This is a genomic window from Nocardia sp. NPDC057455, from assembly GCF_042802775.1.
In the GTDB taxonomy this organism is placed as follows: domain Bacteria; phylum Actinomycetota; class Actinomycetes; order Mycobacteriales; family Mycobacteriaceae; genus Nocardia.
Genome location: NZ_JBHVDM010000036.1, coordinates 23725 through 49570, shown reverse-complemented (window position 1 = coordinate 49570; position 25846 = coordinate 23725). Strand labels below are relative to the sequence as shown.

18 protein-coding genes are annotated in these 25846 nt (G+C 69.0%); 9 read left to right on the top strand and 9 right to left on the bottom strand.

What is annotated here, in order from left to right; translation table 11 throughout:
- The first annotated feature begins 45 nt into the window (after positions 1-45).
- From ACFU5M_RS16905 to ACFU5M_RS16870, 8 genes are all read left to right on the top strand, one after another.
- Positions 46-708 carry a TetR/AcrR family transcriptional regulator gene (locus ACFU5M_RS16905; protein ID WP_379049746.1) on the top strand — a complete coding sequence of 221 codons (663 nt, stop codon included), beginning with the start codon at positions 46-48 and terminating at the stop codon, positions 706-708.
- 633 nt (positions 709-1341) lie between these two features.
- Positions 1342-2394 carry a 3-oxoacyl-ACP synthase III family protein gene (locus ACFU5M_RS16900; RefSeq protein ID WP_379049786.1) on the top strand — a complete coding sequence of 351 codons (1053 nt, stop codon included), beginning with the start codon at positions 1342-1344 and terminating at the stop codon, positions 2392-2394.
- A gap of 8 nt (positions 2395-2402) precedes the next feature.
- Complete coding sequence (locus ACFU5M_RS16895; protein ID WP_379049745.1) at positions 2403-3317, top strand: hypothetical protein; 915 nt, start codon at positions 2403-2405, stop codon at positions 3315-3317.
- Positions 3314-4993: a fatty acid CoA ligase family protein gene (locus ACFU5M_RS16890; protein WP_379049743.1), complete on the top strand. Its 1680-nt coding sequence runs from the start codon at positions 3314-3316 to the stop codon at positions 4991-4993. The genes ACFU5M_RS16895 and ACFU5M_RS16890 overlap by 4 nt, the downstream gene beginning before the upstream one ends.
- A 5-nt stretch (positions 4994-4998) precedes the next feature.
- Positions 4999-5271, top strand: a complete 273-nt coding sequence (locus ACFU5M_RS16885; RefSeq protein ID WP_379049742.1) for a hypothetical protein — start codon at positions 4999-5001, stop codon at positions 5269-5271.
- Positions 5268-6314, top strand: a complete 1047-nt coding sequence (locus ACFU5M_RS16880) for an NAD-dependent epimerase/dehydratase family protein (RefSeq protein WP_379049739.1) — start codon at positions 5268-5270, stop codon at positions 6312-6314. Before ACFU5M_RS16885 ends, ACFU5M_RS16880 begins: the two co-directional genes overlap by 4 nt.
- A gap of 26 nt (positions 6315-6340) precedes the next feature.
- Positions 6341-7540 carry a peptide synthetase gene (locus ACFU5M_RS16875; RefSeq protein WP_379049737.1) on the top strand — a complete coding sequence of 400 codons (1200 nt, stop codon included), beginning with the start codon at positions 6341-6343 and terminating at the stop codon, positions 7538-7540.
- On the top strand, positions 7537-9648 hold the full coding sequence (locus ACFU5M_RS16870) for an MMPL family transporter (RefSeq protein ID WP_379049734.1): 2112 nt from the start codon (positions 7537-7539) through the stop codon (positions 9646-9648). Before ACFU5M_RS16875 ends, ACFU5M_RS16870 begins: the two co-directional genes overlap by 4 nt.
- An 82-nt stretch (positions 9649-9730) precedes the next feature.
- Here ACFU5M_RS16870 and ACFU5M_RS16865 read toward each other — a convergent pair whose 3' ends face one another.
- The 3 genes from ACFU5M_RS16865 to ACFU5M_RS16855 are packed head-to-tail and all read right to left on the bottom strand — an operon-like array spanning position 9731 to position 18266.
- Positions 9731-10414: a hypothetical protein gene (locus tag ACFU5M_RS16865; protein WP_379049731.1), complete on the bottom strand. Its 684-nt coding sequence runs from the start codon at positions 10412-10414 to the stop codon at positions 9731-9733.
- A 9-nt stretch (positions 10415-10423) separates the two neighbouring features.
- Positions 10424-11821, bottom strand: coding sequence for a condensation domain-containing protein (locus tag ACFU5M_RS16860; protein ID WP_379049728.1), 1398 nt, complete (start codon positions 11819-11821; stop codon positions 10424-10426).
- 28 nt (positions 11822-11849) lie between these two features.
- On the bottom strand, positions 11850-18266 hold the full coding sequence (locus ACFU5M_RS16855) for a type I polyketide synthase (RefSeq protein ID WP_379049725.1): 6417 nt from the start codon (positions 18264-18266) through the stop codon (positions 11850-11852).
- Between the two features lie 264 nt (positions 18267-18530).
- Between ACFU5M_RS16855 and ACFU5M_RS16850 the strand changes: the two genes are divergently transcribed.
- Entirely contained in the window at positions 18531-20729 is a 2199-nt protein-coding gene (locus ACFU5M_RS16850) for an MMPL family transporter (protein WP_379049722.1), read from the top strand.
- 166 nt (positions 20730-20895) lie between these two features.
- Here the strand turns inward: ACFU5M_RS16850 and ACFU5M_RS16845 are convergent, their stop codons facing one another.
- The 6 genes from ACFU5M_RS16845 to ACFU5M_RS16820 form a co-directional block, all read right to left on the bottom strand.
- Positions 20896-22314 (bottom strand): MFS transporter, encoded by a 1419-nt coding sequence (locus ACFU5M_RS16845; RefSeq protein ID WP_379049719.1) that lies wholly within the window; start codon positions 22312-22314, stop codon positions 20896-20898.
- Positions 22311-23324, bottom strand: coding sequence for an alpha/beta hydrolase (locus ACFU5M_RS16840; RefSeq protein ID WP_379049716.1), 1014 nt, complete (start codon positions 23322-23324; stop codon positions 22311-22313). Before ACFU5M_RS16840 ends, ACFU5M_RS16845 begins: the two co-directional genes overlap by 4 nt.
- Positions 23325-23671: 347 nt before the next feature.
- Positions 23672-23923 carry an Ada metal-binding domain-containing protein gene (locus ACFU5M_RS16835; protein ID WP_379049713.1) on the bottom strand — a complete coding sequence of 84 codons (252 nt, stop codon included), beginning with the start codon at positions 23921-23923 and terminating at the stop codon, positions 23672-23674.
- A gap of 6 nt (positions 23924-23929) precedes the next feature.
- The gene (locus ACFU5M_RS16830) at positions 23930-24724 is read right to left on the bottom strand and encodes a 2OG-Fe(II) oxygenase (RefSeq protein ID WP_379049710.1); all 795 of its coding nucleotides are present in this window, start codon (positions 24722-24724) and stop codon (positions 23930-23932) included.
- Positions 24721-25329, bottom strand: a complete 609-nt coding sequence (locus ACFU5M_RS16825) for a methylated-DNA--[protein]-cysteine S-methyltransferase (protein ID WP_379049784.1) — start codon at positions 25327-25329, stop codon at positions 24721-24723. The genes ACFU5M_RS16830 and ACFU5M_RS16825 overlap by 4 nt, the downstream gene beginning before the upstream one ends.
- Positions 25329-25802, bottom strand: coding sequence for an RNA polymerase sigma factor (locus ACFU5M_RS16820; protein WP_379049782.1), 474 nt, complete (start codon positions 25800-25802; stop codon positions 25329-25331). Before ACFU5M_RS16820 ends, ACFU5M_RS16825 begins: the two co-directional genes overlap by 1 nt.
- Positions 25803-25846 lie beyond the last annotated feature (44 nt).

Here is a 25846-nt window from a genome sequence, read left to right as displayed (position 1 = left end):
CAACATCACATGATGTCAATTCGGTTGCTATGAGAGGATGACGCCATGGACGAAGCCGACGGGTCGATTCCGGGCATGCGCCGCTGGCGCGGGCAATCGCCCGCCGATCGCGTCGCCGCGCGCCGGGAGCAGCTTGTCGAGGCGTGCACGGAGCTGATGGCGACCGTGGGCGCGGCCGAGACGTCCATGCGTGGCGTGTGCCGGCAGGCCGGACTCACCGAGCGCTACTTCTACGAAAGCTTCCCGAACCTGGACGCGCTACTGACGACTGTGCTGGACACCGTCGTCCTCGGCGCCCGCGACCGGCTGCTCGACGAGTTGCCCAACGCGCCCATCGACCGCGACGCGATGTTCCGCCATATGGTCGGCGTCTTCACCGACTATCTGTTGGCGGACCGCCGCCGCGGCCGGATCATGTTCATCGAATCACAGGCCACCCCGGTGCTGATGCCGCGCGCCAACGAACTCATCGGCTTGTTCACCGCGCCGATCGCATTGACCATCAGCGCGGGCGACTACACCCAGCCGGTGCCCGACGAGCACGACTACGCGCTCAACGCCAGCGCCATCTTCGGCGCGCTCGCCTACCTCTATCGCCCCTGGCTCGACGGCGAGATCCCCGTCTCCCGGGAACGTTTCGACGCGCACGCCGCGGACGTCATCGAGCGGATCGCCACAGCGCGCTCCGCACTGAGCACCGAGGCCTGAGCCCCGCAGCGCACCGGCCCGCGCCGGTAACCGGGATGTAGGCGCCGGCTCGGGATCGAATCCCGAACCGGCACAACACGTCCAGGCTCACCCTCGCTGCCGCGCTTTTCGGCAGGTGGAGGCAATCCGCCGGACTCATGGCCGGTCGGCGGGTCGCACCGATGCGGCCGATCCGCCACACCGACGACTTCCCCTCTGCCACAACCTTGTTCGTTGCCCGCTCGAATCGGACGACGCGCGACCCGCACCGGCCGCCCGCTACGCGATACCGCAGTGAGGTCACTCACATCCGGCGAGAGAGCAATCCCGCCGCCGACTCAGGAACCGGCGCCGACCACCAATAGCCGATCGGTAACCATTCCGAAAGTGACACCGTGCGCCCCCGCAGCCTCGAACGTGAAACGCGGCGATAGACCGAAACGGCAGATCACATCGCAATACTGCGTAAGCCATAGCCAGCCGGTCACCGGTTGGTGATACCTCACGAAACAGATACCCACGTCAGTGATTTCCGTCTCAGACGGCAGTGCCGACGGGCATATAGCCATTTGTTGTTACCGTCGGGTAGTGTTCATTGCACCGACGATCAGAGTCGATCCGGAACCGTATATCTCCACGATTTCAGGAGCGCTCGTGTCTCCCCATTCTCGTTTCGAATCCCTCGGCGCCTATCTACCGTCCCGAGTTGTCACCACCACGGAATTGCTTTCCGGACTGAAAGAAACGCCTTCGTTCGACCTGGAAAAAATAACCGGCGTCCGCGAACGCCGGGTACGCGATACCAGGCCGGAAAGTCACGAGGATTCGTTCACGCTGGCCGTCAAGGCGGTTGAGGACTGTCTGTCCAGGTCAAGGTACACACCTGAAGAGATCGACGTTGTCATCTCCGCCTCGATCACGCGGAGCAAGCATGCGACGAGAGTATATATGGAGCCATCGTTCGCGGGTTCGATAAGTCGCCTTATCGGAGCCAAGAACGCCATTACTTTCGATATTACGAATGCCTGCGCCGGAATGCTCACCGGCACCTACATCCTGGATCGAATGATCCGGTCCGGCGCCGTTCGGAACGGACTCGTCGTCAGCGGCGAGGCCATTACTCCGATTGCCGAAACCGCAGTGGCCGAGATTTCCCAGAAATACGATCCGCAGTTCGCTTCGCTGTCCGTCGGTGACTCCGGCTGTGCGATCGTACTGGACCAAGCGGTCGACGAAAACGACATGATCCACTACATCGAGATGATGACCGCCGCGGAATACGCGCAGCTATGCCTCGGCATGCCGAGCGGCAAGACACAGGGCATCGCGATGTACACCGACAACCGCCGGATGCACAACGAGGACCGCTTCCTGCTCGGTACCAATACGCAGCGGAAATTCCTCGAGGCGCAGGGCAAGACCTTCGCCGACGAGAAGTTCGACTACGTGATCCACCATCAGTTCGGCGCCGCGGCCATCCCGTGGATGAACGCGATCGCCGAGCGTGAGTTCGGCAGCCCGATGCCGCCGGATCTGCGGGTCATCGAGAAGTACGGAAACACCTCCACCACTTCGCATTTCATCGTGCTGCACGATCAGCTCGGTGAGCAGAACATCCCCGCGGGATCGAAGTTGCTGCTGGTGCCCGCGGCCTCCGGCATCGTCACCGGGTTCCTGTCCACCACCATCTCGTCGCTGAAGGTCTGAGGTAGGTCATGAGCATACGCATCAAGTCCACCGGCGTCAGCCGGGGCGGCGACACCAACAGCATCGTCGAGCACAGCGCCCGCGCGGCGAAGCGGAGCCTCGAGCGCGCGGGAATCCGCTCCGAACAGGTCGGGCTGCTGATCAACGCGGGCATCTTCCGCGATTCCAACACCGTCGAACCGGCGGTATCGGCGCTGATCCAGAAGGCGGCGGGCATCGGGCTCGAATACGCCAAGGACGACCCGCGGACCTTCTCGTTCGACCTGATGAACGGGGCGGTCAGCGTGCTCAACGCGGTCCAGGTGGCCACCTCGGTCCTGGAGACCGGCAGTGCCGAGCACGTGCTGATCGTCTCCGGCGACACTCATCCGTCGCTGCTCCGCTCGATCGGTGACGAACGGTTTCCCTATGCCACCTGCGGCGCGGCGCTGCTGCTCGAACGCACCGACGAGCCGACCGGCTTCGGCAGGGTGCACACCGTCGCGGGGGAAGGCACGCCCGCCGTCGAGGCCTACGTCGACATCTCGACCATGGGCAACACCGGTCGCGGCGCCATGACCGTGGAGCGGGAGCCCGGCTTCGAGGACCGCCTGCTCGAGGTGGCCGTCGACGCCGCGCGGCAAGCGCTCGCCGATTCCGGGCACGCCTCGCTCGAGGAGATCGCGTTGATCGCGTCGACGCCGAGCGCGGAGTTCCCGAAGCGGCTGGCCGCCGCACTGGGCATCGACCAGCGCTCGGTGCGCACTCCGGATCTGCGCGACGGTGACCCGCACACCGCGGCGCTCACCGCGGCCTACGACCTGGCGATCGCGGACGACGCCTTCGCCGAGCACCGCCAGGTGCTGTTCGTCGCGGCGGGCGCCGGTCCTTCGGCGGCGGCGGTGCTCTACCGGTTGCCCGTCTTCGCCGGGGCGCCTGCGTGACAACGGGAACCTACTGGCAGGCCATCGATCGGTTTCGTGCGGTCGTCCGCACCGACCCCACCCGGGTGGCCGTGCGCTACGCGGACGGGGTCGGCCCCGATGGCCTGCCGGCCTACCGGCAGCTGACCTATCGCGAGCTGGACGCCTGGTCGGACACGATCGCGCAGCGGCTCGCCGCGTCGGGCGTCGGCACCGGGACCCGCACCATCGTGCTGGTGCTGCCGAGCCCTGAGCTGTACGCGATCATGTTCGGGCTGCTCAAGATCGGCGCGGTCGCGGTGGTGATCGACCCCGGGATGGGCGTGCGAAAGATGCTGCGCTGCTTGCGCGCCGTGGACGCCGAGGCGTTCATCGGCATCCCGCAGGCGCACGCGCTGCGTGTGCTGTTCCGGCGCGGCTTCCGTGGCGTCCACACCGCGGTCACCGTCGGCAGGCGGTGGTTCTGGCGCGGCGAGTCGCTGCGGGACTGGGGCCGCACGCCCACCGGCTCGGTCACCGCGGGCCGGGCGGCCACCGAGGACGACCTGCTGTTCATCGCGTTCACCACCGGCAGCACCGGACCCGCCAAGGCCGTGCAGCTGACGCACGGCAACCTAGCGGCGATGGTGGAGCAGGTGCACGTGGCGCGCGGGGAGGCGGCGCCGGAGGCCTCGCTGATCACGCTTCCGCTGGTCGGCGTGCTGGATCTGTTGCTCGGCTCGCGATGCGTGCTGCCGCCGTTGATTCCGAGCAAGGTCGGCGCTACCGATCCCGTGCACGTGGTCGACGCGATCCAGAAGTTCGGGGTGCGAACCATGTTCGCCTCCCCGGCCGTGCTGATTCCGCTGCTCGAACACCTCCGCGTCCACCCGGCCGCGCTGACCACGCTGGACAGCGTCTATTCCGGCGGCGCGCCGGTGCCGGACTGGTGCATCGCCGGACTGCGCGCGGTGCTCGGCGAGGATGCGAAGGTCGTCGCCGGATACGGGTCCACCGAGGCGCTGCCGATGTCCACCATCGAGTCCAGGGAACTGCTGGACGGATTGGTCGAACGGGCGCACCGCGGGGCGGGAACCTGTATCGGCAGGCCCTCCTACCGGGTGCAGGCGCGCATCGTCGCCATCACCGACGACGCCATCCCGACGTGGACACGGGCCGAAGAGCTCGCGGGCGGGCTCGAGGACACCGGCGGGATCGGTGAACTCGTCGTCGCCGGACCGAATGTCAGCGCCGGATACTACTGGCCGCAAGAGGCGAACACGCTGGGCAAGATCGCCGACGGTGACCGCATCTGGCACCGCACCGGCGATCTGGCGTGGATCGACGATCAAGGGCGGATCTGGTTCTGCGGACGCAAGAGTCAGCGAGTGATCACGGCGCACGGTCCGATGTTCACCGTCCAGGTCGAGCAAGTTTTCAACACCGTCGCTGGCGTGGCTCGCACGGCGCTGGTCGGCGTCGGGGCGCGTGGAGCACAGCGACCTGTGCTCTGCGTGGAACCGAAGCCCGGCGCCGACGCGGAGGTCGTCGCGGCCGCGCTGCGGGCCCACGGGGCGCGGTTCGACCTCACCAGGACGATCGCCGATTTCCTGGTCCACCCGTCGTTCCCGGTGGACATCCGGCACAACGCGAAGATCGGGCGCGAACAGCTCACGACGTGGGCGGCCCAGCGAATCGGAACGGACAACCGACGATGAACACGATGGCACTGCGGGCGGTTCCCATCCTGGGGTGGCTGTATCTGGCCGGCGGCGCGCTCGTCGCGGCGACCGGCCGTGTCCCCGACAGCCGGATCCTGCGCGCCGTCTGGTGGATCGACGCGTTCCTCAGCGTCGTCGTGCACGCGGCGCAGATCCCGGCGGCCCTGCGCGCCGCCGAGGGTTCCGGACGCGGCCGGTTCGAGACCGCGGTCCTGACACAGATCTTCGGCTTGACCTGGTGGCGAACCCGGTCCGGCAAGGAGGAGAGGCAATGAGCAAAGTTCTGGTGACCGGTGCGTCCGGATTTCTGGGCGGCGCGCTGGTACGCAGATTGGTGCGCGACGGCGAGCACGACGTGTCGATCCTGGTGCGGCGCACCAGCGATCTGACCGACCTCGGCGCCGACGTCGACAAGGTTCAGCTGGTCTACGGGGACCTGACCGATCCCGCCTCGCTCGAGCGGGCGACCCATGGGGTCGACATCGTGTTCCACAGCGCGGCCCGCGTCGACGAGCGCGGCACCCGGGAACAGTTCTGGAACGAGAACGTCCGCGCCACCGAGCGATTGCTCGAAGCGGCCCGCCGCGGCGGGGCGGCGCGGTTCGTGTTCATCTCCAGCCCGAGCGCCCTGATGGACTACCACGGCGGCGACCAGCTCGACATCGACGAATCGGTGCCGTATCCCCGGCGCTATCTGAACCTGTACTCCGAGACCAAAGCCGCGGCCGAGCGAGCGGTCCTGGCCGCCGACAGCGAAGGGTTCCGCACTTGCGCGCTGCGCCCCCGCGCGATCTGGGGAGCGGGCGACAGGTCCGGTCCCATCGTGCGGCTGCTCGGCCGGACGGGCGCGGGAACGCTACCGGATCTGTCCTTCGGCCGCACCGTGTATGCCTCGCTGTGCCACGTCGACAACATCGTCGACGCGTGTGTGAAGGCGGCTGCGTCGGACGCGGTCGGCGGCAAAGCGTATTTCATCGCCGATGCCGAGCAGACCGATGTCTGGGGATTCCTCCGAGAGGTGGCCGTTCGACTGGGTTATCAGCCGCCGACCAGGAGACCCGATCCCAGGGTGATCAATGCCGCGGTACGCGTCATCGAGACGATCTGGCGCATCCCGGCCGTCGCGACGCGCTGGTCACCACCGCTCTCGCGCTACGCCGTGGCCCTGATGACCCGCAGCGCCACCTACGACACCACCGCCGCCGCACGGGATTTCGGCTACCAGCCGGTCGTGGACCGCGACAGCGGACTGGCCGCCTTCCTCGCCTGGCTGCCCGCCGAGGGCGGAGCGGTCGAACTCACCCGCAATCTGCGCTGAGCACCACCTCGGTACCGGAGATCAGCATGAGCAACACCTCTGTCTTCCGCCGGAAGATCACGCCCACCGAACGTCTCTATTTCGCCACGCGGCGAGTTTCTCCACCGTTCGTCATGCACCTCGCCGTGCACGGTGACGGCAGCCTGGACCCGGCCGCCCTCCAGCGGGCCGTCGACGTGGCCTCGGCGGCAGACCCGGGCGCCCGCCTGGTCCGCGACGGCGGCGACTGGGTGGACAGCGGTCTGGCCGCCAGGGTGCGCGTCGTGCCGGGATGGTCGTTGAACTACGCCGCGTTGGAACACGACGCGGTACTCAACAGCCCGATCGGTCCCACACCGGAACGGACCACCGAGGTGCTGTTGCTGACCGGTGACCAGACCACCGTCGTGTTCCGCGCCTTCCACGGCGTGATGGACGGCATGGGTCTGCGGATGTGGGTGGACGACGTCTTCCGCGCCCTGCGCGGCCAGCCGCCCGCCGGCGCTCCCGACCCGATCGCCGACGCCGAGCTGGTGGCGCGCAACGGCGCGCCGGGCAGACCGACCCGGGTGCTGCCCACGTTCCGGGCGCCAACCGGACGTGGCCGCCAGGATCCGGCGGCCCCGCGCTGGCTACTGCGCCACCGCACGATCGAGGCTTCCGGCAAGGGCATCGTCGCGCGGGTGGCGGCGGTCCTTGCCGCGGAATCGGAGACCCGGTCGCGCTTCATGATTCCGGTCGACCTGCGCAGGCACGATCCCGGACTGCGCTCGACCGGGAACCTCGCACTGCCCCTGTTTCTCGACGTCGCCCCCGGCGAGGACTGGGCGACGATCAGCGGGCGCATGCGCACCGGGTTGCGGGAGAAGAGCGAACTGAACCAGTTGGACAACGGCAAGCTGTCGAAGTTCCCGGCCGCCGTCATCCGCGGGGTGCTGCGCGGAAGCAACTGGCTCGGGGCACGGCTGAACCGGAACATGGTCTCGGCCACCGTCTCCCACATGGGCGGCTTCGATCTCGACGAGATGGCCGTACCCGGCTGGAGGCCGACCACCATGCGGGTGCTGCCGCAGCACAGCGGCGCGATGCCGCTGCTGTTCGCCATGGTCGAATCGCGCGGGAAGCTGGAACTGACCGTCTCCTGCCGCAACGGCGCGGGCATCGAACCCCGGCTGGAGGCGCTGCTGGACAAGATCGCCGCGCGGCTGGAAGCCGAACTGGCCCCGCACGATGCGGCCGTGGGATGACCGCCCTCGCCCGGGTCGTCCTCGCCCGGCCACGGATGGTGCTCGCGGTCGCGACCGTGATGATGCTGCTGGCCGGGCTGCTCGGCATCGGAGCGTCGGAGAAGGTCACGGCGGCCGGGTTCGTCGATCCCGGCAGCGAGTCCGCGCATGTGGATCAGCTCGTGAGCGAGAACTTCGGACCGCAGAATCCGGACGTGGTGGTGCGGTACACCGCGCCGGAGGGACAGACGCTCGACCACATCGGCCCGCGAGTGCGAGAGTCGCTGGCGCGGATCGATCCCGCGATGCTGCAACGGCCGATCGAAACCTATTGGAACGCCGGAATCGCACGCAAGCAGTTCCTGCGCTCCGCGGACAACCGGCACGCATTGGCCGTCGTGTACCTCGCCGGCGACGCCAACCAGCGCGTCGGCGCGTATCCGGACCTCGAACCGCTGCTGCGCGTCCCGGGTGTCGCGACCGATCTGTCCGGCTACAGCGCGGTCTCCACGGAGATCAACGCGCAGTCCCAGCACGACCTGCTCCGCGCCGAATCGATCTCGCTGCCACTGACGCTGCTCATCCTGGTGCTGGTGTTCGGTGGTCTCGTCGCGGCCTCCTTCCCGGTCGTGGTCGGCGGCCTGACTGTGCTCGGCGCGATGGGCGCCATCCGGGTGCTCGCCGAACTCACCGAGGTGAGCACGTTCGCGGTGAACATCGCCTCGCTGCTCGGTCTCGGAATGGCCATCGACTACGGGTTGTTCCTGGTCACCCGGTTCCGCGAGGAGGTCGCGGCCGGGCACGAGGTGACCGCCGCGATCAGGCGCACCTACGCGACCGCGGGCCGCACGATCGCGTTCTCGGCGCTGCTGCTGGTCTGCGCGTTCGCGGGGATGTTCGTCTTCCCGCAGGCAGTGCTGCGGTCACTGGGCATCGGCGCGATCACGGCGGTGGCGCTGGCCGCCGGGCTCTCGCTCACCGTGCTGCCCGCACTGCTGGCCCTGTTCGGCGCGCGCATCGGTACCGCGCGCGCGATCGATCGCACCGACCGGTTCTGGGGTGGCTTGGTAGACCGCGTGCTGCGGCGGCCGGGTCTGGTGACCATGGCCGTCGGCGCCGTCCTGCTGGTCTTCGCGGCGCCGCTGGCCGGGCTGCGGCTGGGGGACATCGACCATCATGCGTTGCCCGCGGGCAACCCGATGCGGGTCACCGTCGAAGAGCTCACCGCGCAGTTTCCCGCGGCCGGCAGCGGCGTCACCGCCGTGCTGCACGGCACGGACGGGCCGCCCCAGTCCGCCGCCGTGGACGCGACGGCGGCGGCGCTGGGCGAGATCGACGGTGTGCGCCAGGTCGTCCAGGTGGGTCGCGCCGAGGACTTCGTCGTGTTCCACGCGTTCCTGCGCGACACCGACCGCACCGAAGCGGCGAGTGCCTCGGTCCGCGGCCTGCGCGAGGTGACTCCCCCGGACGGCACGGTGCTGTGGATCGGCGGCGACACCGCGGCCACCGTGGACAGCGTGCGCTCCATCGTCGCCGCGATGCCGTGGATGATCCTCGTCATGGTCGGCGCGACGATGGTGCTGCTGTCGGCCGCGTTCGGCTCGATCGTGCTGCCGCTCAAGGCGGTCGCCCTCGCGTTCCTGAGCCTCGCCGCCACGTTCGGCGTGCTCACCTGGATCTTCTGCGGCGGGCATCTGTCCGGCGTGCTCGGCGTGAGCACCGGCCCGATCGCCGCCGGCATGCTGGTGCTGATCATCGCGGTCGTCTTCGGGCTCTCCACCGATTACGAGGTGTTCCTGCTGTCGCGCATGGTCGAAGCACACGACGCGGGCGCCGACACCGCGGCCGCGGTCCGTGCGGGCACGGTCAAGACCGCCCGCGTGATCACCGCCGCGGCAACCCTGCTGGTGATCGTCACCGGAGCCTTCACCCTGTCGCCGCTGACTCCCATGCGTTTCCTCGGCCTCGGCATGATCATCGCCCTCGTCGTGGACGCCACCCTCGTCCGCATGCTCCTGGTCCCCGCCCTCGTCCAACTCATGGGCCCCGCCAACTGGTGGTCCCCCCGCCCCCGCCGCATCATCCCGGCCACTCTCACCCGTGTCCGAGAACGCACACCCACCGCATGACACACGCGAGTGGTACATGGTGGAGAGGTCCTTTCGCGGACTCGGCCTCGACCATGTGCCACTCCCTCGATCGGCGGCGGATCTAGGCGACCAGTTCGAGCAGGCCGCGCGGGTCCCACGGCATCGGCCCGGTCGGGAAGCTGAGGCGGACCAGGCGGTGGGGCGGGGCCGCGTCGAAGTGGGCCACCGCTGGTGGCAGGAATCCGCCGAGCATCTTCTCCAGCATCGTGTTCAGCCCGGACAGCCGTGGCCGCAGCCGGACCTGCCAACTGGTGATGCGCCCGGCCGGCACCTCGACGACGGTGCGCTGCTCCACTTCGGCACCGAGGGGGATGTGCACCGAGAAGGCCAGCCACAGATCTACGCACTCCTTCGCGCCCTCGGCGAAGTCCAGGCCGCGTAGCAGCGTCAAGCCACCGGCAAGCGGCATCACGTCGATCGGGAAGGGCGCGATCCCGCCGCCGAACTGGAGGTGGACGGTATCGAGGAAGTTGGCCTCCTCGCGGGACACCACCGTGCTGCCCGAGCGGGTTTCGGCGCGGTAGTGCTCGGCCCGTAGCCTGCCTTCGAAGCGCTGGAACCGCTGCTCGATGGTCATCGTGAAATTCCCGTGCCCCAGCCCTGCCTCGAGGACCGAGCGGTAGCCGTCGCCGTCGTGGGCGACCACACTGATCAGGTCGAGCTTCGGCGGCCGATCGGCGATGGTGACGGTGTAGACGGACTTCTCTCCGTCGGGGATTCCCGGGTCACCGAATGCGGTGTGCACGTGTCCTCCTCACAGGGTGTCCTCGGCCGCCGCCGTGAACACCGCTTCGAGCGTGGCCACGTAGCGCTCTACGGAGCCGTGCGCCACCGGTGTGTCGGGATAGATGACGCTCAGCGTGGTTTCCGACGCCAGCCGGTTGATCCAGATCAGCACCTGCTCGGACGCGGCGCGATTGGCGTACAGCCCGCACGACGCCAAGTCGAAGAACTCGTTGCCGAGCAACTCTCGGGCGTCCACATAGGAGATCATCGGCGTGGACCAGCCCGGTTCCAGGTCCAGATCGGAGTCGGCGGGCAGCAGTTCCACCACGCGCTGGAACGAGGTGGGGGCCAGGCGCAGTCCGTTCTCGTAGGCGTGCTGCGCGATGGCCGCGGCGCGCGCGAAGGTGGTGGCGGCGCCGATCGGAAAGGCCACCGGCAGCAGCGTCACATACCAGCCGACCGACGCGCGTTCGGCCGCGCTGCTGCGGGTGCTGACCGGCGTCATGCCGAAGTAGTAGTCGCTATCGATGAGTTCGCGTTCGGCCAGCGCCGCCGCGGCGAAGATGCCACCGACGAATTCCGCGCCGTTGGCGCGGCAGACCCGCTCGAAGCGCAACGCGGTGTGCTCGTCGAACAGTGTGATCGTGCGATGCGCGCTGCGATTGTACACATCGGTGCGCCTGCCCAGATCCAAAGGGAACGAGGGTAGTTCGCCGTCGTTGCCCCGGATGAGCTCCAGCCATTTCCGCACGCCGGGCGAGGCGAGCGTCATCCGGCTCGTGTACTCCCGCTCAGCGGTGCAGTAATCGAGGTAGCTGGCCGCGGGGGTCAGCATGCCGACGTCTTCCCACACCTCGCGCACATACAGCAGCGCGAGGTCGAATCCGGACAGGTACTGGCCGAATCCGTCGGTGTGCAGATGATCGACCGCCAGGTAGACCGTGGTCGAATCCTCGCGTTCGATCGCACCGAAGGTGAAGCAGTCCCAGTCGAAGGGCCCCGGCGTCGTCTTCTGGACATGATCGCGGATGGCGCGGGCCTCGTCGACGCGGCCGTAGTCGATCGGCACGAATTCGACGTCCTCCGCGGGCACGAGGTGCCGCTCGATCGCGCCCGCGGAGCCGATCCGGAACCAAGTCCGAAAGGTGTCGTGGCGCAACAGGAACGCGTTGACCGCCCGTGTCATCGCGGCCGGGTCGAGGCCGCCGGTCGGGATCTCCGCGGTCACCAGGCACAGTCCCGAGTACCGGAAATCCGCCTGGGCGTGCCGCTCGGCGAGCCGGAGATACTGCTCCTGCTGGTGCGAGGGCGGGGCCGGATGAACCGGCGCCCGCCGGGCGCGCGCCACCGAATCCGGTGACGCCACCCAGCTGACCAGCCGGCCCGGCCCCGGCTCCCATTCATCGATCAACCCGAAACCGACCACGGTGTCACCTCGTTTCGACGACGGCCGGTCACAGCCTGGCCTCGGCCGCCAGCGCCTGCACCGGTTCGGCCGCGACGCCGTTCGGGGCCGCGGGCTCGGCCATCGGCGTGGCGGGGACCGGAACCGGCTGTGCCTGACCGGCATCCGCGGCCAGGATCAGCTCCGCCACCTTCGGACCCGCCTGCTCCAGGCTGAACGATCGGCCCATCTGCAGCGACATCAGGTCGATGCCGAGGGTCTTGGTGACCCGCGCGCCGAGTTCCACCGCCATCAGCGAATCCAGTCCGAGTTCGGGCACCGGAACGGTCATGTCGATGGATTCGACCGGCACGCCCATGACGACGGCGAGCTCCTCGGCCATCTTGCGGGCGACGAAGGCCCCGCGCTTGCTCTCCTCGATCGCGGCCACCTCGGCCCGCAACCGGGCCAGTTCGGAGGTGTCCTTGGCGGAGGACTGCGCGAGCGCGATCGTGCGGCCGGTCCGGGTCAGCTGCGGGAAGGTACCGGTCAGCTTGGCCCAGTCGGTCGGGATGATCGCCGCGCGAGCGTCGCCCAGGCGCAGCGTCTGCTCCAGATAGGCGGTGGCGTCCGCCATGTCGATCGGGTCGAACCCCACCAGGTCGAGGTACTTGAGGGCCGTCTCGTCGGCGGCCATGCCGCCCGTCGCACCCGACAGATGACCCCAGCCGACGCACAGCGCCCGCTCGCCCGCCCGGGACCATTCCTCGGCCAGCGACTCCACCGCCACGTTGGCCGCGCAGTAGTTGTACTGGCCGTAGATGCCGTACATCGAACCGCCCGAGGAGCACAGCACGAACATGTCCAACCGGATCCCGGCGTCGGCCACGGCTCGATGCAGTACCCGGGCGCCGTGCACCTTCGGGCGATACACCGTGGCCAGCTCCTCGAATCGCATCGCGGCCAGACGGTTGTCGGCCACGGATCCCGCCGCGTGGAAGACTCCGCGCAGCGGGTGCTCGACGCTGTGGGACCGCGCGACGATCGCGGTGACAGCCTCCGGGTCGGTCACGTCGGCACGCTCTTCGACCACGTCGACGCCGACGGTGCGCCACGCCTCGAGTTGCCTGCGCGCCTCCTCCGTGCTCGCGCCGCCGCGGCCGAGCAGTACCAGCCGCCGCGCCCCCCGCAGCACCAGCCAGCGCCCGATGGCCATCCCGAATCCACCGAACCCGCCGGTGACGAGATAGGTCGCTGCGCTGTCGATCTCGATCTCGGGTAGGTGGGGCCGCACCGCCGGGGCAGGCGAATCCATGCGCAACGCGATCCGGGCGAGGCCGGTCGAGCGGATGGTCTCCTCGAAGGCCTTACCCACCTCGTCGGTTTCGAACAGCTTGTAGGGCAGCGGCTGGTAGGTGCCCGCGAGCACCTTCTCGTAGACCCGCTGCAGCAGCCGGGTAAGCCGCTGCGCGTCGACGGCGACCAGGCGGTCCAGATCCATCGAGTAGTACGCCAGATTCTTGTCGAAGTTGGCCATCTCGAGCAATCCACCGGTGTAGATGTCGGCCTTGCCGACCTCGACGATGCGGCCGAATTCCGCGGCGGCGTTGAAGTTCTGACGCAGGATCTCCCCCGGCGCGCTGCTGAGCACGACCTCGACGCCCTTGCCTTCGGTCAGCTCCAGTACGTCGTCGACGAAGTTGAGCGAGCGCGAGTCGATCGCGTGATCGGCGCCGAGGGCGAGCACGTGGGCGCGGCGCTCGTCCGTGCTCGCCGTGCCGATGATGCGTGCCCCGCGGTCCTTGGCCACCTGGATCGCGGCCGTGCCGACACCGCCCGCGGCACCGTGGATCAGCACCGTCTCGCCCGGTTCCAACCGGGCCAGATCCAGCAGCGCGTACTCGGCGGTGCCGAAAGCGATGGTGCTGGTGCAGTACGCGGGATCGGCGTCGGGCGGCAGCGGGATCGTCAGCTGCCGGTCGACGACGACGTAGCGCTGCATCATGCCTTTGGCGGCGATCGCGACCAGCTCGCCCACCGCCAGATCGGTGACTCCCTCGCCAACGCGCACCACTTCGCCGACGCCTTCCATTCCGGGCACGGTGCCGAAATAGGTGGGCGCGAGTTCTCGCTCGCCGAGCAGGCCGATGACCTTGAGCGGATCCTTGTAGTTGAGGCCGATGATCTTCATTCGCACCTCGACCTGGCCCGGTCCCGGTTCGCGCCGCGGGCATCGCCGCCACGCCAACGCCGACAGCATCCGGGTCCGGGGCAGCTCCAGCGCGAACCCGGCTTCCGGGTCGGTCAGCGGTTCGGCGGTGTCGAGGGCGTCGAGACGCTCCTGCAGCGGCTTGGTCACCAGCGGGGCCCAGCGCTTGCCCGCGCGCAGCACGACCTCGTCGAGATTGTCGTTCCAGAACGCGCCCGGCACGGCCATTTCCTCGATCAGAACGGCGATCTCGGTGTCGGGTTCCACGTCGATCAGCCGCCAGCGCAGCGCCGACTGCTCGTTGAGCAGCACCCGGCGCGCGCCGGCCAGCGCGGCATGATTCGAGTTCGGCGGGATCGGGCTGTCCGGCAGCGCGAACGCCCGCTCGGTCACCAGGGTGGCATGACACCATCCTTCGCCGAAGACGCTCTTGGGTCCCTCGTCGGCGGTCTCGGGGTGGACGAACTCGTCGAGGGCCACCGCGATCCGCTCCAGCGTCCACAGGTCTGCGACGTCGTCCTCTACAGCCCCCGCGACCACGCAGACGTGCAGCCGGTCGGTGCCCTCCGCCTTGGCGGCCGCCAGCGTCGCGGCCAGGTCGGCGGCGAGCTCGCGGCCCGCCACGCCGGCCACGTAGAGCCGGGAGCCGGGCAGGGCGGCGGCCAGTTGCCCCGCACGGCGGCAGTTGCCGCCCAGTGCGATGATCACGGTGGTCACCGAATCCCGCGGCAGCGCTTCGGGATCGAGCGGATCGCGTTGTTCCAGCGTCTCGGCGTAGTAGAAGTCGACCATCCGATGCAGCGGATCCTGGCCCGGCGCGAGCGCACCGATCTGCAGGCCGCTCAACCGCATCACGAGGTTGCGTTCGTCGTCGAGCAGATCCACGTCGGCGCGCAGCCGGGCCCGGGGATCGCGGCGCGCGACGACGGTGATCCGTTCGGGTAGCGGTGCGACCAGCCGCACCGCCGCGACACCGACCGGCACCAGCGTGCCCTCATCGATCCGGGCGTCGGCGAACAGCAGGGCCGCGGACTGCATCGCGGCATCGACCACCGCGGGGTGGGCGAGGTGTCCGGCGTCCGCGGCGATCGTGCCGTCGACCGTGGCGACCACCGCCTCCGCGCCCACGCGCACGGAAGTGACGCGGCGGAAGGCCGGGCCGTACTGCAGCCCCGCCGCGGCCAGGCCGGTGTAGAACATCTGCGGGTCGACATCGAGACCGACGTCCAGGGTGGGAACCGTCACCTTCGTGGGCTTGTGGCTGCCGGTCAGCGTGCGGCCGAACGCGTGCACCGTCCAGGCCGTCCCCGTCGCCGAGCGCGATCGGATCAGGAAGCGGCCGCTGGCCTCCTCGACGGTCAGCGCCACCAGCGGCACATCCGGCGCGCCCATGATGAGCGGGGCCACGAACCGCACCTGTTCCAGCGCCACGCGTTCGACACCCAGACGGGAGGCGGTGGCGCTCAGCGCGGCGTCCAGGTACGCCGCGCCGGGCATGATCTTGATGCCGTTGACGACATGGTCGGCCAGCCAGGGCAGTAGCTCGGTGCCGACCTGCAGCAGCCAGTCCGGCCTGCCCTCGACGTCGGGATCGCCGAGCATGGCGTAGGCGCCGGGGCTGCCCAGCCGTGCCTGTTCGAACAGCGGCAGCGCCGCATGCAGCCGGGTCCGCTGCCACGGATAACGCGGCAGCGGCACGTGCGGGGTGGCGGGGCGCCGCGCCGGGAACAGCTCGTCGAGGTCGAGCACGCCCGCGGCGTAGAGGCCGATGAGGGTGCGGCGGACGCTCTCCGAATCCGGCTGCTTGCGATCCAGTGTGGGCACCGTCGTGCCGTTGACGTCCGCGCCCAGCAGAGCCTCGCGGATGTTGCCCGACAGCACCGGGTGCGGGCCGACTTCCAGGAAGACCCGGCTGTCCGCACCGATCAGCTCGGTGACGGCGTCGGCGAACCGGACGGGCTCTCGCACGTTCGCGCACCAGTATTCGGCGTTCCAGTCCGGGCCGAGTACCGGCTCCCCGGTGACCGATGAGTACAGCGGCACGGTCGGCGCCTTCGGCTCCAGCCCGGCCAGCGCCCCGCGCAGCTCGTCCAGGATGGGGTCCATCAACCGGCTGTGGTACGGCACCTCGACACGCAGCCTGCGCGCGAAGATGCCCTCTTCGGTGAGCTTTTCGGCGATCTCGTCCAAGCGGTCGACGTCACCGGACAAGGTCAGCGAGCTCGCGCTGTTGATCGCGGCGATGTCCACCCTCGGGTCGTCGCCGACCAGGACGCGGGCTTGCTCGAGCGACATCCCTACCGCCAGCATGCCACCCGAACCGGCGGTGGTCGCCTGCAACCGGGCTCGGTGACAGGCCACCAGGACCGCGTCACGCAGCGACAGCATGCCGCTCACGTAGGCCGCCGACACCTCACCGACGCTGTGCCCCACCACGGCCGCGGGACGGATGCCGAACTCGGCCAGCTCCCGCACCAGCGCCACCTGCACGAGGAAGTTGGCCGGTTGCGCCACCTCGGTCTCGGTGACCCGGGACTCCTGCTCGGGCCGCAGCAGCTCCTCGACGATCGACCAGCCCGCGATCGCGCGGAACTCCGCGTCGATCGCCACGGCCGTGTCGGCGAAAACACTGTCACCGCTCAGTAGTTCGCGGGCCATTCCCCACCATTGCGGACCCATGCCCGAGAACACGAACACCGGCTCCGCCGTCCGCGCCGCGATCGTCCGCGCGGCGTCGCGGCCCTCGCCCGAGGCGAACAGGCGTAGCTCCCGAACCAGGTCGGCGGTGTCGCCCACGAGCATGCCCGTGCGGTACTGATGGTGCGCCATGCGAGTCCAGGCGGCCTCGGCCAGCCGGTCCGGATCAGCGCCCGCGGTGATCAGGTCGGCGAATCGGCCGGCCAGCGCACGTGCCGCGCCGGTGCTGCGCGCCGAGATCGGCAGGACACCGAAATGCCGTGCGGGCAAAATTGTTTCGGTCGCCCCCTGACGGAACTCCTGCAGGATGGTGTGGGCGTTGGTGCCGCCGTAGCCGAAGCCGTTCACCGCGATCGTCATCGGCTCGGCGGCGTCGGGCAGCGCCTCCGCTTCCAGCTGGACGTGCAGTCCCAACTCGTCGAACGGGATGTCGGGATTGGGTTTGTCGAGCCAGCCCTGCGGCGGGATGGTGCGATGGTGGATCGCCAGCGCCGCCTTGATCACGCTCGCGACACCCGCCGCGGCCTCGGTGTGACCGAGTGTCGACTTCACCGAGCCGACGCCCAGCGATCGCGTGCGCCCCGCGGGCGCGCCGAACACCCGTCCGAGCGCGCGCAACTCGACCGGATCGCCGACCAGTGTGCCGGTGCCGTGCGCCTCGACGTAGGTGATCGCGTTCGGCGCGAGCCCCGCGCGCTCGCACACCGAACGGGCCAGGCTTTCCTGGGATTCGGCGTTGGGCACGGTGATCGCCGTGGTGCGGCCGTCCTGATTGGAGCCGGTCGCCTTGACCACCGCGTAGATCCGGTCGCCGTCGCGGACCGCGTCGTCGAGTTTCTTCAGCGCCACCATGCCCGCGCCCTCGCCGCGCCCGTAGCCGTCGGCCGAGGCGTCGAAGGACTTGCAGCGGCCGTCCGCGGCCAGGAAGCCGCCCTTGCACATCAGCACGAAGGTCTCCGGCTGCAGCATGACGTTCACGCCGCCCGCCAGCGCCACCTCGCAGTCGCCGTTCTCCAGCGCCTGACAGGCGAGATGGAAGGCGACCAGCGACGACGAGCAGGCGGTGTCGACCGTGAGCGCGGGACCGACCAGGTTGAGCGCGTAGGCGATCCGGTTGGACAGCATCGTGTAGGACGCACTGGCCGGGGTGTGCATGTCGGTGTGGAACAGGGCCGGGCCGACCACGCCGATCACCGACTGGTCCACCACGAACCCGCCGACGTAGACGCCGATCGATCTGCCGGCCGCGTGCCGCGCGATCCCGGCGTCGTCGAGCGCCTCCCAGGTCACCTCGAGCATCAGGCGCTGCTGCGGGTCCAGCACGGTCGCCTCACGGGGGGAGATGCCGAAGAAGTCCGGGTCGAACTCCCACGGGTCGATCGTCATGAACGCCGCACGCTTGGTGTAACTGCGTCCCGGCGTCCGTGGTTCCGGGTCGTAGTAGCGACGGTAGTCCCAGCGATCGGCCGGCATCTCGACCACACCGTCGCGTTTGTCCAGGACGAATTCCCAAAAGGTGTCGGGCGAGTCGATTCCGCCTGCAAATCTGCAGCCGATGCCGACAATTGCAATATCCGACATGCACATCCTCCGGGTCGGATCCAGTTGATCGCCATTTTGCTCGGCGATTCACGAATTAGCGTGTGCGCAGCTGGCAACGGCCTCAGCGTAACGGCGGCCACACCCGCCCGTCGTGGACTCAGGGAGAGTTCACAATCCACCCGCCGACCGATTTGTGGCATATCGAGATTCTGGATTCTCTGTCGATGAAATCCGTTGAGATTGCTACTTTTTCACCTGTTCTGGGCCTCGCCGAAAATACGATGTCTCGATTAGGAGGCGGCAGTGTTCGCCGAGTTCACGCGCTGGACCGATACGCTCGTCCGGCGGCGATTCACCGTCATCGGGGTCATGGTCGCCGGACTGCTCGCGCTCGGTGTGTACGGCCTCGGGTTGGGCGATCATCTCAGCGTCAGCGGGTGGGACGATCCGAACTCGGAATCGGCGCGCGCGGCTCGGCTCAAAGACGAGGCCTTCGGCCACGATCACATCGCCGACGTGCTCTTGCTTTTTCACGCGCCGGCAGGCAAGACGATCGACGATCCCGCCTTCGCCGCCACGATCGTCGGTCACTTGAACAGCCTGCCGCAACGCTTTCCGGACCAGATCGCCAAGATCAACGCCGGCTACTGGCCCACCGACACCGGGCTCGACCTGCCGGATGTCTTCGGCTCCGCCGACCGCGACTACGCCTTCGTCTCCGTCGCCATTCGCGGCAACGACGACACGGTGGTGATGCGCAACTATCGAACGGTCGCCGACGAGTTCTGGATACCGGGAATCGAGATGGAGGTCGCCGGCGGCCAGCCGGTCGCGGCCGCGCTCAACGACACCATGACCCACGATCAGCGCCGGATGGAACTGTTCGCCGTTCCCGCGGTGGCGGTGCTTTTGTTCTTCCTGTTCGGCGGCGTCGTGGCGGCCGCGCTACCGCTCGTCGTCGGTGGGCTGACCGTGCTGGGAGCGTGGGGGATCATTCGCGCCCTGACCACCGTCACCGAGGTGAACTCCTTCGTCTCACCGGTGGTCTCGATGATCGGTCTGGGCCTGGCCATCGACTACGGCCTGTTCATCGTGAGCCGGTTCCGCGAAGAGCTGGCCGACGGCAACGAGGTGCCCGAGGCGGTACGGCGCGCGGTAGCGACCGCCGGACGGACCGTCGTGTTCTCCGCGACCATCGTGGTCGTCGCCGCGGGCGCCATTCTGCTGTTCCCACAGGGCTTCCTGCGCTCGTTCGCCTGTGGCGCGATGGTGACGGTGACCTTGGCGGCGCTCATCTCGATCACCGTGCTGCCCGCCATGCTGGCCGTGCTCGGCCGGCGCGTGGACTGGCTCGGATTCAACCGGTTCCACGCCCGCCGGGCGAGCGACCGCGAACGGGACAATCCGTGGGGCCGCGTCGCCGGGTGGGTCATGCGAAGGCCGCTGGCCGTGGCGATTCCGCTGGTGGCCGTCTTGGTGGTGCTCATCGCCCCGGTGCGCGACGTGGCCTTCGGCGGCATCTCCGAGCGTTTCCTGCCCCCGCAGCATCCGGCCCGCACGGCGCAGCAGCACTTCGATCAGGTTTTCCCGCTGCGTCAGATGAACCCGGTCGACTTGGTGCTGATCACCCATGACACCGCCGACGTCGACGGGGTGGTGACGCAGGCGGGCCGAGCCCCCGGACTCATCGCGCCGTTCCCGCGCGCGGTGCAGGGACCAGGGCATCCGAACGTCTTCACCACCTCGACCGTGCTGCGTGATGCGCACGACGCGAACGCGACCATCGACTACCTGCGCTCCATGCCCGTGCCGAAGGGCACGACCGTGCTGATCGGCGGTCAGCCCGCGAAGCAGCGCGACAGTGTCGACGCGCTGCTGCGCCGGATGCCGCTGATGATCGCGCTCGTCTTTCTCGTCACCACCGTGCTGATGGTGCTGGCCTTCGGCTCGGTGGTGCTGCCGCTCAAGGCCGCGGTCTTGAATCTGCTCGGGCTCGGCTCCACGCTCGGCATACTCACCTGGATCTTCGTCGAGGGCCATGGCGCGGGCCTGCTCGACTTCACCCCGCAGCCGATCATGGCGCTGGTGCTGGTGCTGATCGTCGCCGTGATCTACGGCTTGTCGACCGACTACGAGATTTTCCTGCTCGCCCGCATCGTGGAGGCGCGGGCGGCGGGCGCGACCACCACCGAGGCGGTACGCGTCGGCATCGCCCGCACGGGCTGGATCATCACCGCGGCAGCCCTGATCCTGCTCGTGGTGACCGGAGCCTTCGCCCTGTCGGACCTGGTCATGATGCAGTACATCGCCTTCGGTATGGCCGCGGCGCTGTTCATCGACGCGACGATACTGCGCATGCTGCTGGTGCCCGCGATCATGCGGCTGCTCGGCGACGCCTGCTGGTGGGCTCCGTCCTGGCTGCGGCGCGGCGATCGTCACAACACCGTGCCAGAACCCGAGGAAGCCCGTACCGAAGCCGTCCACGGCTCCGAACGCCCTTAGTCCCCAGAAAGGGCGCCCTCCCGAGGGAGTGCCACACAAAGCCGGAAGCCGCTGTATTGCTTGCCGACCTGCTCCAACCCGCGCCTCTCGCCCGGGAATGTGACGGGATCTGCTGGGTCGAGACCCACCGACCAGTACTGGAAGGCGTGCCACGCCGGAATCGCGATCAGTTCGCGGTCGACCAACTCCACGGACTCGTGGCCGCCCGCGCGCGGTCCGGCAGCGCCAGGGTGAGCACGGCGAGCCCGAGGGCCGCGGCGGCGATGGCCGAGAGCATGATCATGCTGCCCGACAGCGTGTGGGCGCGGAAGAACAGCGCGCTGAGCACCGCCAGTCCGACCGAGTTGCCGATCTGTTCGACGGTGGGGAGCAAGCCCGACGCCTCGCCCATGGCCCGGTCGTCCAGTTCCGCCAGCATCAGCGGTTGCAGTGGCACGCCGAATATCCCGACACCGAAGCCAGCGAGGAAGACCGGCCCGACCACCAGCGGCAAGTTCACCGCCCCCGACCCCACGTACAGGTATCCCACGCCCACCAAGACGCACCCGCCGAAGACGGCGATTCCGGCGGCGGGCGCCCGAATACCCCAGCGCCCCACCAACAGCGGCGACAGCACCGCGCCCGCACCCGCGCCGAGGGCGAACGGTGTCATCGCGAGACCGGTTCGCAGCGCCGAGAACCGCAACACGTCCTGCAGCAGGATCGAGACGGTGAACACGAACGCGGTGAACAGGCCGAAGAAGATCGTCACCAGCGCCGATCCGACCGCGAACCCGCGGTCGGAGAACAGGTCCAGCCGCACCAGCGCACGGCCGCCACGGCGGCGTGTCGCGCGCTCGTGGGCCACGAACACCGCGCCCAGCGCCACCGCGGCCGCGATGTACATCGCGTGCTGCGGACGCCAGCCCGCCTGCTGACTGTCCGACAGCGCGAACAGCAGCAGGAACAGCGCCGCGGTGGCTACCACGGCCCCGCGTAGGTCCAGCGGGGCCCGGTCCGTCGCCGGACCCAGCCGCAGGTACCCCGCGGCCAGCGCCATCGCCACCACGCCCAGCGGCAGGTTCATCAGGAAGATCGCGTGCCAGCCGAGCCCGAACGGATCCAGGGTGATCAGCGCGCCGCCCACGATCGGGCCGAGCATTCCGGCGAAACCGGCTGTCGCGCCGTACACGGCGAAGGCGTACTGATGATGCTCGCGCCGGAAGATCGCGGTGATGATGGCGATGGTCTGTGCGGCCATTCCCGCCCCCGCCACACCCTGGACGATCCGGGCCATCACCAGTTCCATCGCGCTGGAGGACAGCCCGCACCACACCGAGGCCGCCGTGAACGCCGCCGCCGACCACAGGAACATGCGGCGGCGTCCGACGATCGCGCCGACGCGCGCGGCGGTGAGCAGCACACAGGCGAACGCCAGCGAGTAACCGGCCACCACCCACAGCTGCTCGGCTCGCGAAGCCCGCAGCTCCGCGGTGACGACCGGGAGCGCGGTGTTGACGATCGTCACATCGATCATCTGCATGAAAACCGAGATCAGGCACGCCCCGAACGAGCCGAGCGCCACCGCTGCCTCTTTACGGGTCATCGAATCGCCGCTTCGATCATCGGCCACGAATTGTGCAGGTCCTGTTGCCAGTAACCCCAGGAGTGCGTGCCGTTCGGCCGGAAATCGAAGGTCGCCGCGACACCCAGTTGGCGCAGCCGGTCCTGCAGCTGATGCGTGCACAGATGCGCCACCGCCTCCAGCGGGGTCCCGAACAACAGCTGATAGAGCAGGTGCGAGATGTCGCCGTGCACGCCGTCGAGCGTGTCCATCGGCCCGGGCTGCCCGGTTCCCGTGGAGACGTAGATGGCGAGACCGCGCAGCCGGTCCGCGTGCAGGTACGGATCGTTGGCGCGCCACGCGGGATCACTCGGCGGCCCCCACATGTTGACGACGTTGCCGCGCTGCTGGGTGACCACTGCTTGGACCATCGCCTGGCCCGCGGGATCGCTGGTGCGCACGCAGCCGCTGTAGGAACCGATCGCCCGGTACAGACCCGGTGCGGCCATGGCCAATTGGAACACCGAGGTTCCGCCCATCGAGATGCCGGCGATGGCGTTCGCCCCGGAGCCGTTGAACGTGGCGTCGACCAGCGGCGGCAGCTCCTTGGTCAGGAAGGTGGACCAGCGCTGCCTGCCCAGGACCGGGTCGTCGCTGCGCCAGTCGGTGAAGTAGCTGCCCGCGCCGCCGAAGGGGATGACGACATTCACTTGTTCGCCGCGAAAGAACTCGACGAGATCCGTGCCCTCCAGCCAATTCTTGTCCGCGCCGCCGTCGGCGCCGTTGAGGAGATAGAACGTCGGCGCAGGCGCTTCCGGATCGGCCGCGCGCAGCAGACGAATCCGCGTGGTGCTGTTCATCGCGGCCGAAAACACCTCTAGTTCCGATTGCCGGTCGGATTCGGAACGCATTTCCACTATTCGTGCGACATCTGCCGCCACGACACCCGGCGACGGGTCGGCACCGACCGGATGTGCGCTGCCGATCATCGCACCGGCAAAAGTGAGGACGACGGCGAGTACCGCGCCTGTTCGCTGCAAATATTCGGGCATGTCGGACTCCTGGCCCCGAGTAGGAGGGCTCGAATTCGCAGTCAATAGCATCGCGAGGTCGCGCGCCAGATTTTCGTGCCATCTTGTGCTGCTTACCAATTCATCTCGGCGACCATTTCCCAGAATTCCCAAACCGGGCGGGCGGCCCGCCCTCCCCGATGCGGCGGATCTCGCCCTCGAGCGCACCGGCGTCCACTGCGCAAGACATCGCACGGATTGCTCCGGCGCACAGGCTTGTCGGCGCTGCCGGCACCGATGCACCCCGGGATCACAGCGGTCACCGAACCGGGTCTCGATGACAGGCACCTCGATCAGGAACGACTCCATCCTGCGCCGCTGCTTTATCGCTACGGACGCCGGGCTTTCCACGCGGCGTATCGCTCGGGTAGGCACACGGCGCAGGGGCGATAACCCGCGACCAGAGCGTCGCGCTCGGTGGCGAAGAAGACGCGGTGCCGCCGGTAGCCCCCGCGGCCGAGGGCGCGCAGGGCGCAGCGGCAGTCGAGGCGGCCGTAGATCCGGCTGCGGCGATGACCCCCGTAGCGGCCCGGCACCGCACTGCGATACGGCCGGCCGTCACCGCCGAGCAACGTGTACACCGGCGGCTACTGCGCGTCGTGCAGCACGAGGCCCAACGTGTGCCGTAGGCCGCCGCGCACGCGGCTGACGCCGTGGCGGATCGGGGCGCGGGACCACCCTCGGCTGGATCGCGCCGGCCGATCACGCGTGGTGAAGATCAGCGCGTGCCCATGTTCCAGCATGGAGACGGTTGCTTTCGACTGCGCGCGCGGCCGCTGTTCCACGAGCACGAATTCCCCTCCGCTGTAATCGATCCCGGGCCGATTCAAGCCGATCACGACTTGCATCGGGAAGACCGCCTCGCCGTAGAGGTCACGGTGCAAGGCGTTCCAGTCACCGGCGCTGTAGCGCAGGAGGATCGGTGTCGGCTCGATCTGGCCGGCGGCGTGGCAGATGTCGAGCCAGTCCGCGAAGTCGTCCGGCCAAGGGGCCGGGTCGCCGAACCGCTCGGCCCAGGAGCGCGCCAGCGGCAGCAATCTTCGATAAAAAGCCGCCCGCAGGGCCGTGATCGGCTCCGGCACCGGGTTCGCGAAGTACCGGTAGGTGCCTTCGCCGAATCGGTAGCGCGCCATGTCGACGGTGGAGCGGAAGCGGGTGAGGTCGTCCCACATGGCGGTGAACTCGGCGCACTCGTCCGGAGTGAGGATCGGTCCGGTCGCCGCGCAGCCGTGAGCATCGACTTCCTCGAGCAACGCTTGCCACGCCTGGGCATCGACGCGATCCGTCGGGGAAGCGCCGGTTTCCGCTCGCTCCGAGGGCGGTGCGGCCGGGTCCGCGTGATGGTGACCGTCCCGCGCCGTGCCGCTGCCGCGCGTGCTCATGCTGCTTCCATCCTCAGCAGCGCGTGCTTCGCGGTGACGCCGCCGACGTACTGTCCGATGGATCCGTCACCGCGCACCACCCGGTGGCACGGGATCACCACCGGCAGCGGATTGCGCGCGCAGGCGGAGCCGACCGCGCGCACCGCACGTGGGTTGCCGACCGCGGCGGCCACCGCGCCGTAGCTCGCGCGCTGCCCGTAGCCGATGGCGGGCAGGTGCTCGATCACCTGACGGCGGAATCCCGAGGCCAGCCGCAGATCCAGCGGCAGGTCGAAATGCGTTCGACTGCCCGCGAAGTACTCCTCGATCTGCCGCGCCGCCACGTCCAGCCGGGCGGGCGCGGCGAGTATCCGGGGGCTGATCCGCGCGGCCAGCGTGGCGAGCACCGCGTCGTGGTCTTCGGTGGGGTAGGCGACGCGCACCAGTCCGGCGGGTGTCGCGGCCAGCAGCAATGTCCCGACGGGGGTGTCCAGCAGGCGGTAGGCGACATCGAGCAGGCCCGCCGCTTCGGCGTCGGCGGTCAGTCGCGCGTGCAGGGTGGCGAGCAGGTCGGCGTCGGGGGTCAGTGCGCGCGACAATCCGTCACCGCGGTCGAGGGTGGCCATCATGCTTCATCCTTCGGGTAGAGCTTGCGCAGGGTCTTCAGGCCGTCCGCGGCGGCGCGGCGGGCGGCGTCGGGCGAGTTGCCGAGCAATTCGGCGATCTCCGCGTGCGGAAGCCCGGCCAGATAGTGGTAGGCGACCGCTTGGCGCTGCTTGGTCGGCAGCGCGCGCAGGGCGGCCCAGAGGTCGGGGTCGTAGTCGGCGGGTCCCGGGGCGGTGGCGGGACGTTCCGGTAACGACTCGGCCGGGACGGGCGCACGCGTGATCGCCCGTCCGACGTCGATCGCGCGGCGGTGCGCGATGGTCACCAGCCATGCCTCGATGTTCGTCTCCGAGGAGAGGCCGGGAAACGCGCGCAGCGCCGAGAGAAACGTTTCCGACCAGGCGTCGGCCGCGTCGGACGGACCGAGCACCGCTCGGCAGACGCGCAACACCATCGGGCCGTACTCGGCCACTATTTCCTCGAACGGGGGCAGGCTCACACCGGGTAGACGCCGCGGGCGCCGTGAACGTGAGATTC

What these genes read in the sequence shown, in the direction of transcription:
- ACFU5M_RS16905 (WP_379049746.1), top strand. Translation starts at nt 46, where the DNA reads ATGGACGAAGCCGACGGGTCGATTCCGGGCATGCGCCGCTGGCGCGGG.
- ACFU5M_RS16895 (WP_379049745.1), top strand. Translation starts at nt 2,403, where the DNA reads ATGAGCATACGCATCAAGTCCACCGGCGTCAGCCGGGGCGGCGACACC.
- ACFU5M_RS16885 (WP_379049742.1), top strand. Translation starts at nt 4,999, where the DNA reads ATGGCACTGCGGGCGGTTCCCATCCTGGGGTGGCTGTATCTGGCCGGC.
- ACFU5M_RS16880 (WP_379049739.1), top strand. Translation starts at nt 5,268, where the DNA reads ATGAGCAAAGTTCTGGTGACCGGTGCGTCCGGATTTCTGGGCGGCGCG.
- ACFU5M_RS16875 (WP_379049737.1), top strand. Translation starts at nt 6,341, where the DNA reads ATGAGCAACACCTCTGTCTTCCGCCGGAAGATCACGCCCACCGAACGT.
- ACFU5M_RS16870 (WP_379049734.1), top strand. Translation starts at nt 7,537, where the DNA reads ATGACCGCCCTCGCCCGGGTCGTCCTCGCCCGGCCACGGATGGTGCTC.
- ACFU5M_RS16855 (WP_379049725.1), bottom strand. Translation starts at nt 18,266, where the DNA reads ATGTCGGATATTGCAATTGTCGGCATCGGCTGCAGATTTGCAGGCGGA.
- ACFU5M_RS16845 (WP_379049719.1), bottom strand. Translation starts at nt 22,314, where the DNA reads ATGACCCGTAAAGAGGCAGCGGTGGCGCTCGGCTCGTTCGGGGCGTGC.
- ACFU5M_RS16840 (WP_379049716.1), bottom strand. Translation starts at nt 23,324, where the DNA reads ATGCCCGAATATTTGCAGCGAACAGGCGCGGTACTCGCCGTCGTCCTC.
- ACFU5M_RS16830 (WP_379049710.1), bottom strand. Translation starts at nt 24,724, where the DNA reads ATGAGCACGCGCGGCAGCGGCACGGCGCGGGACGGTCACCATCACGCG.
- ACFU5M_RS16825 (WP_379049784.1), bottom strand. Translation starts at nt 25,329, where the DNA reads ATGGCCACCCTCGACCGCGGTGACGGATTGTCGCGCGCACTGACCCCC.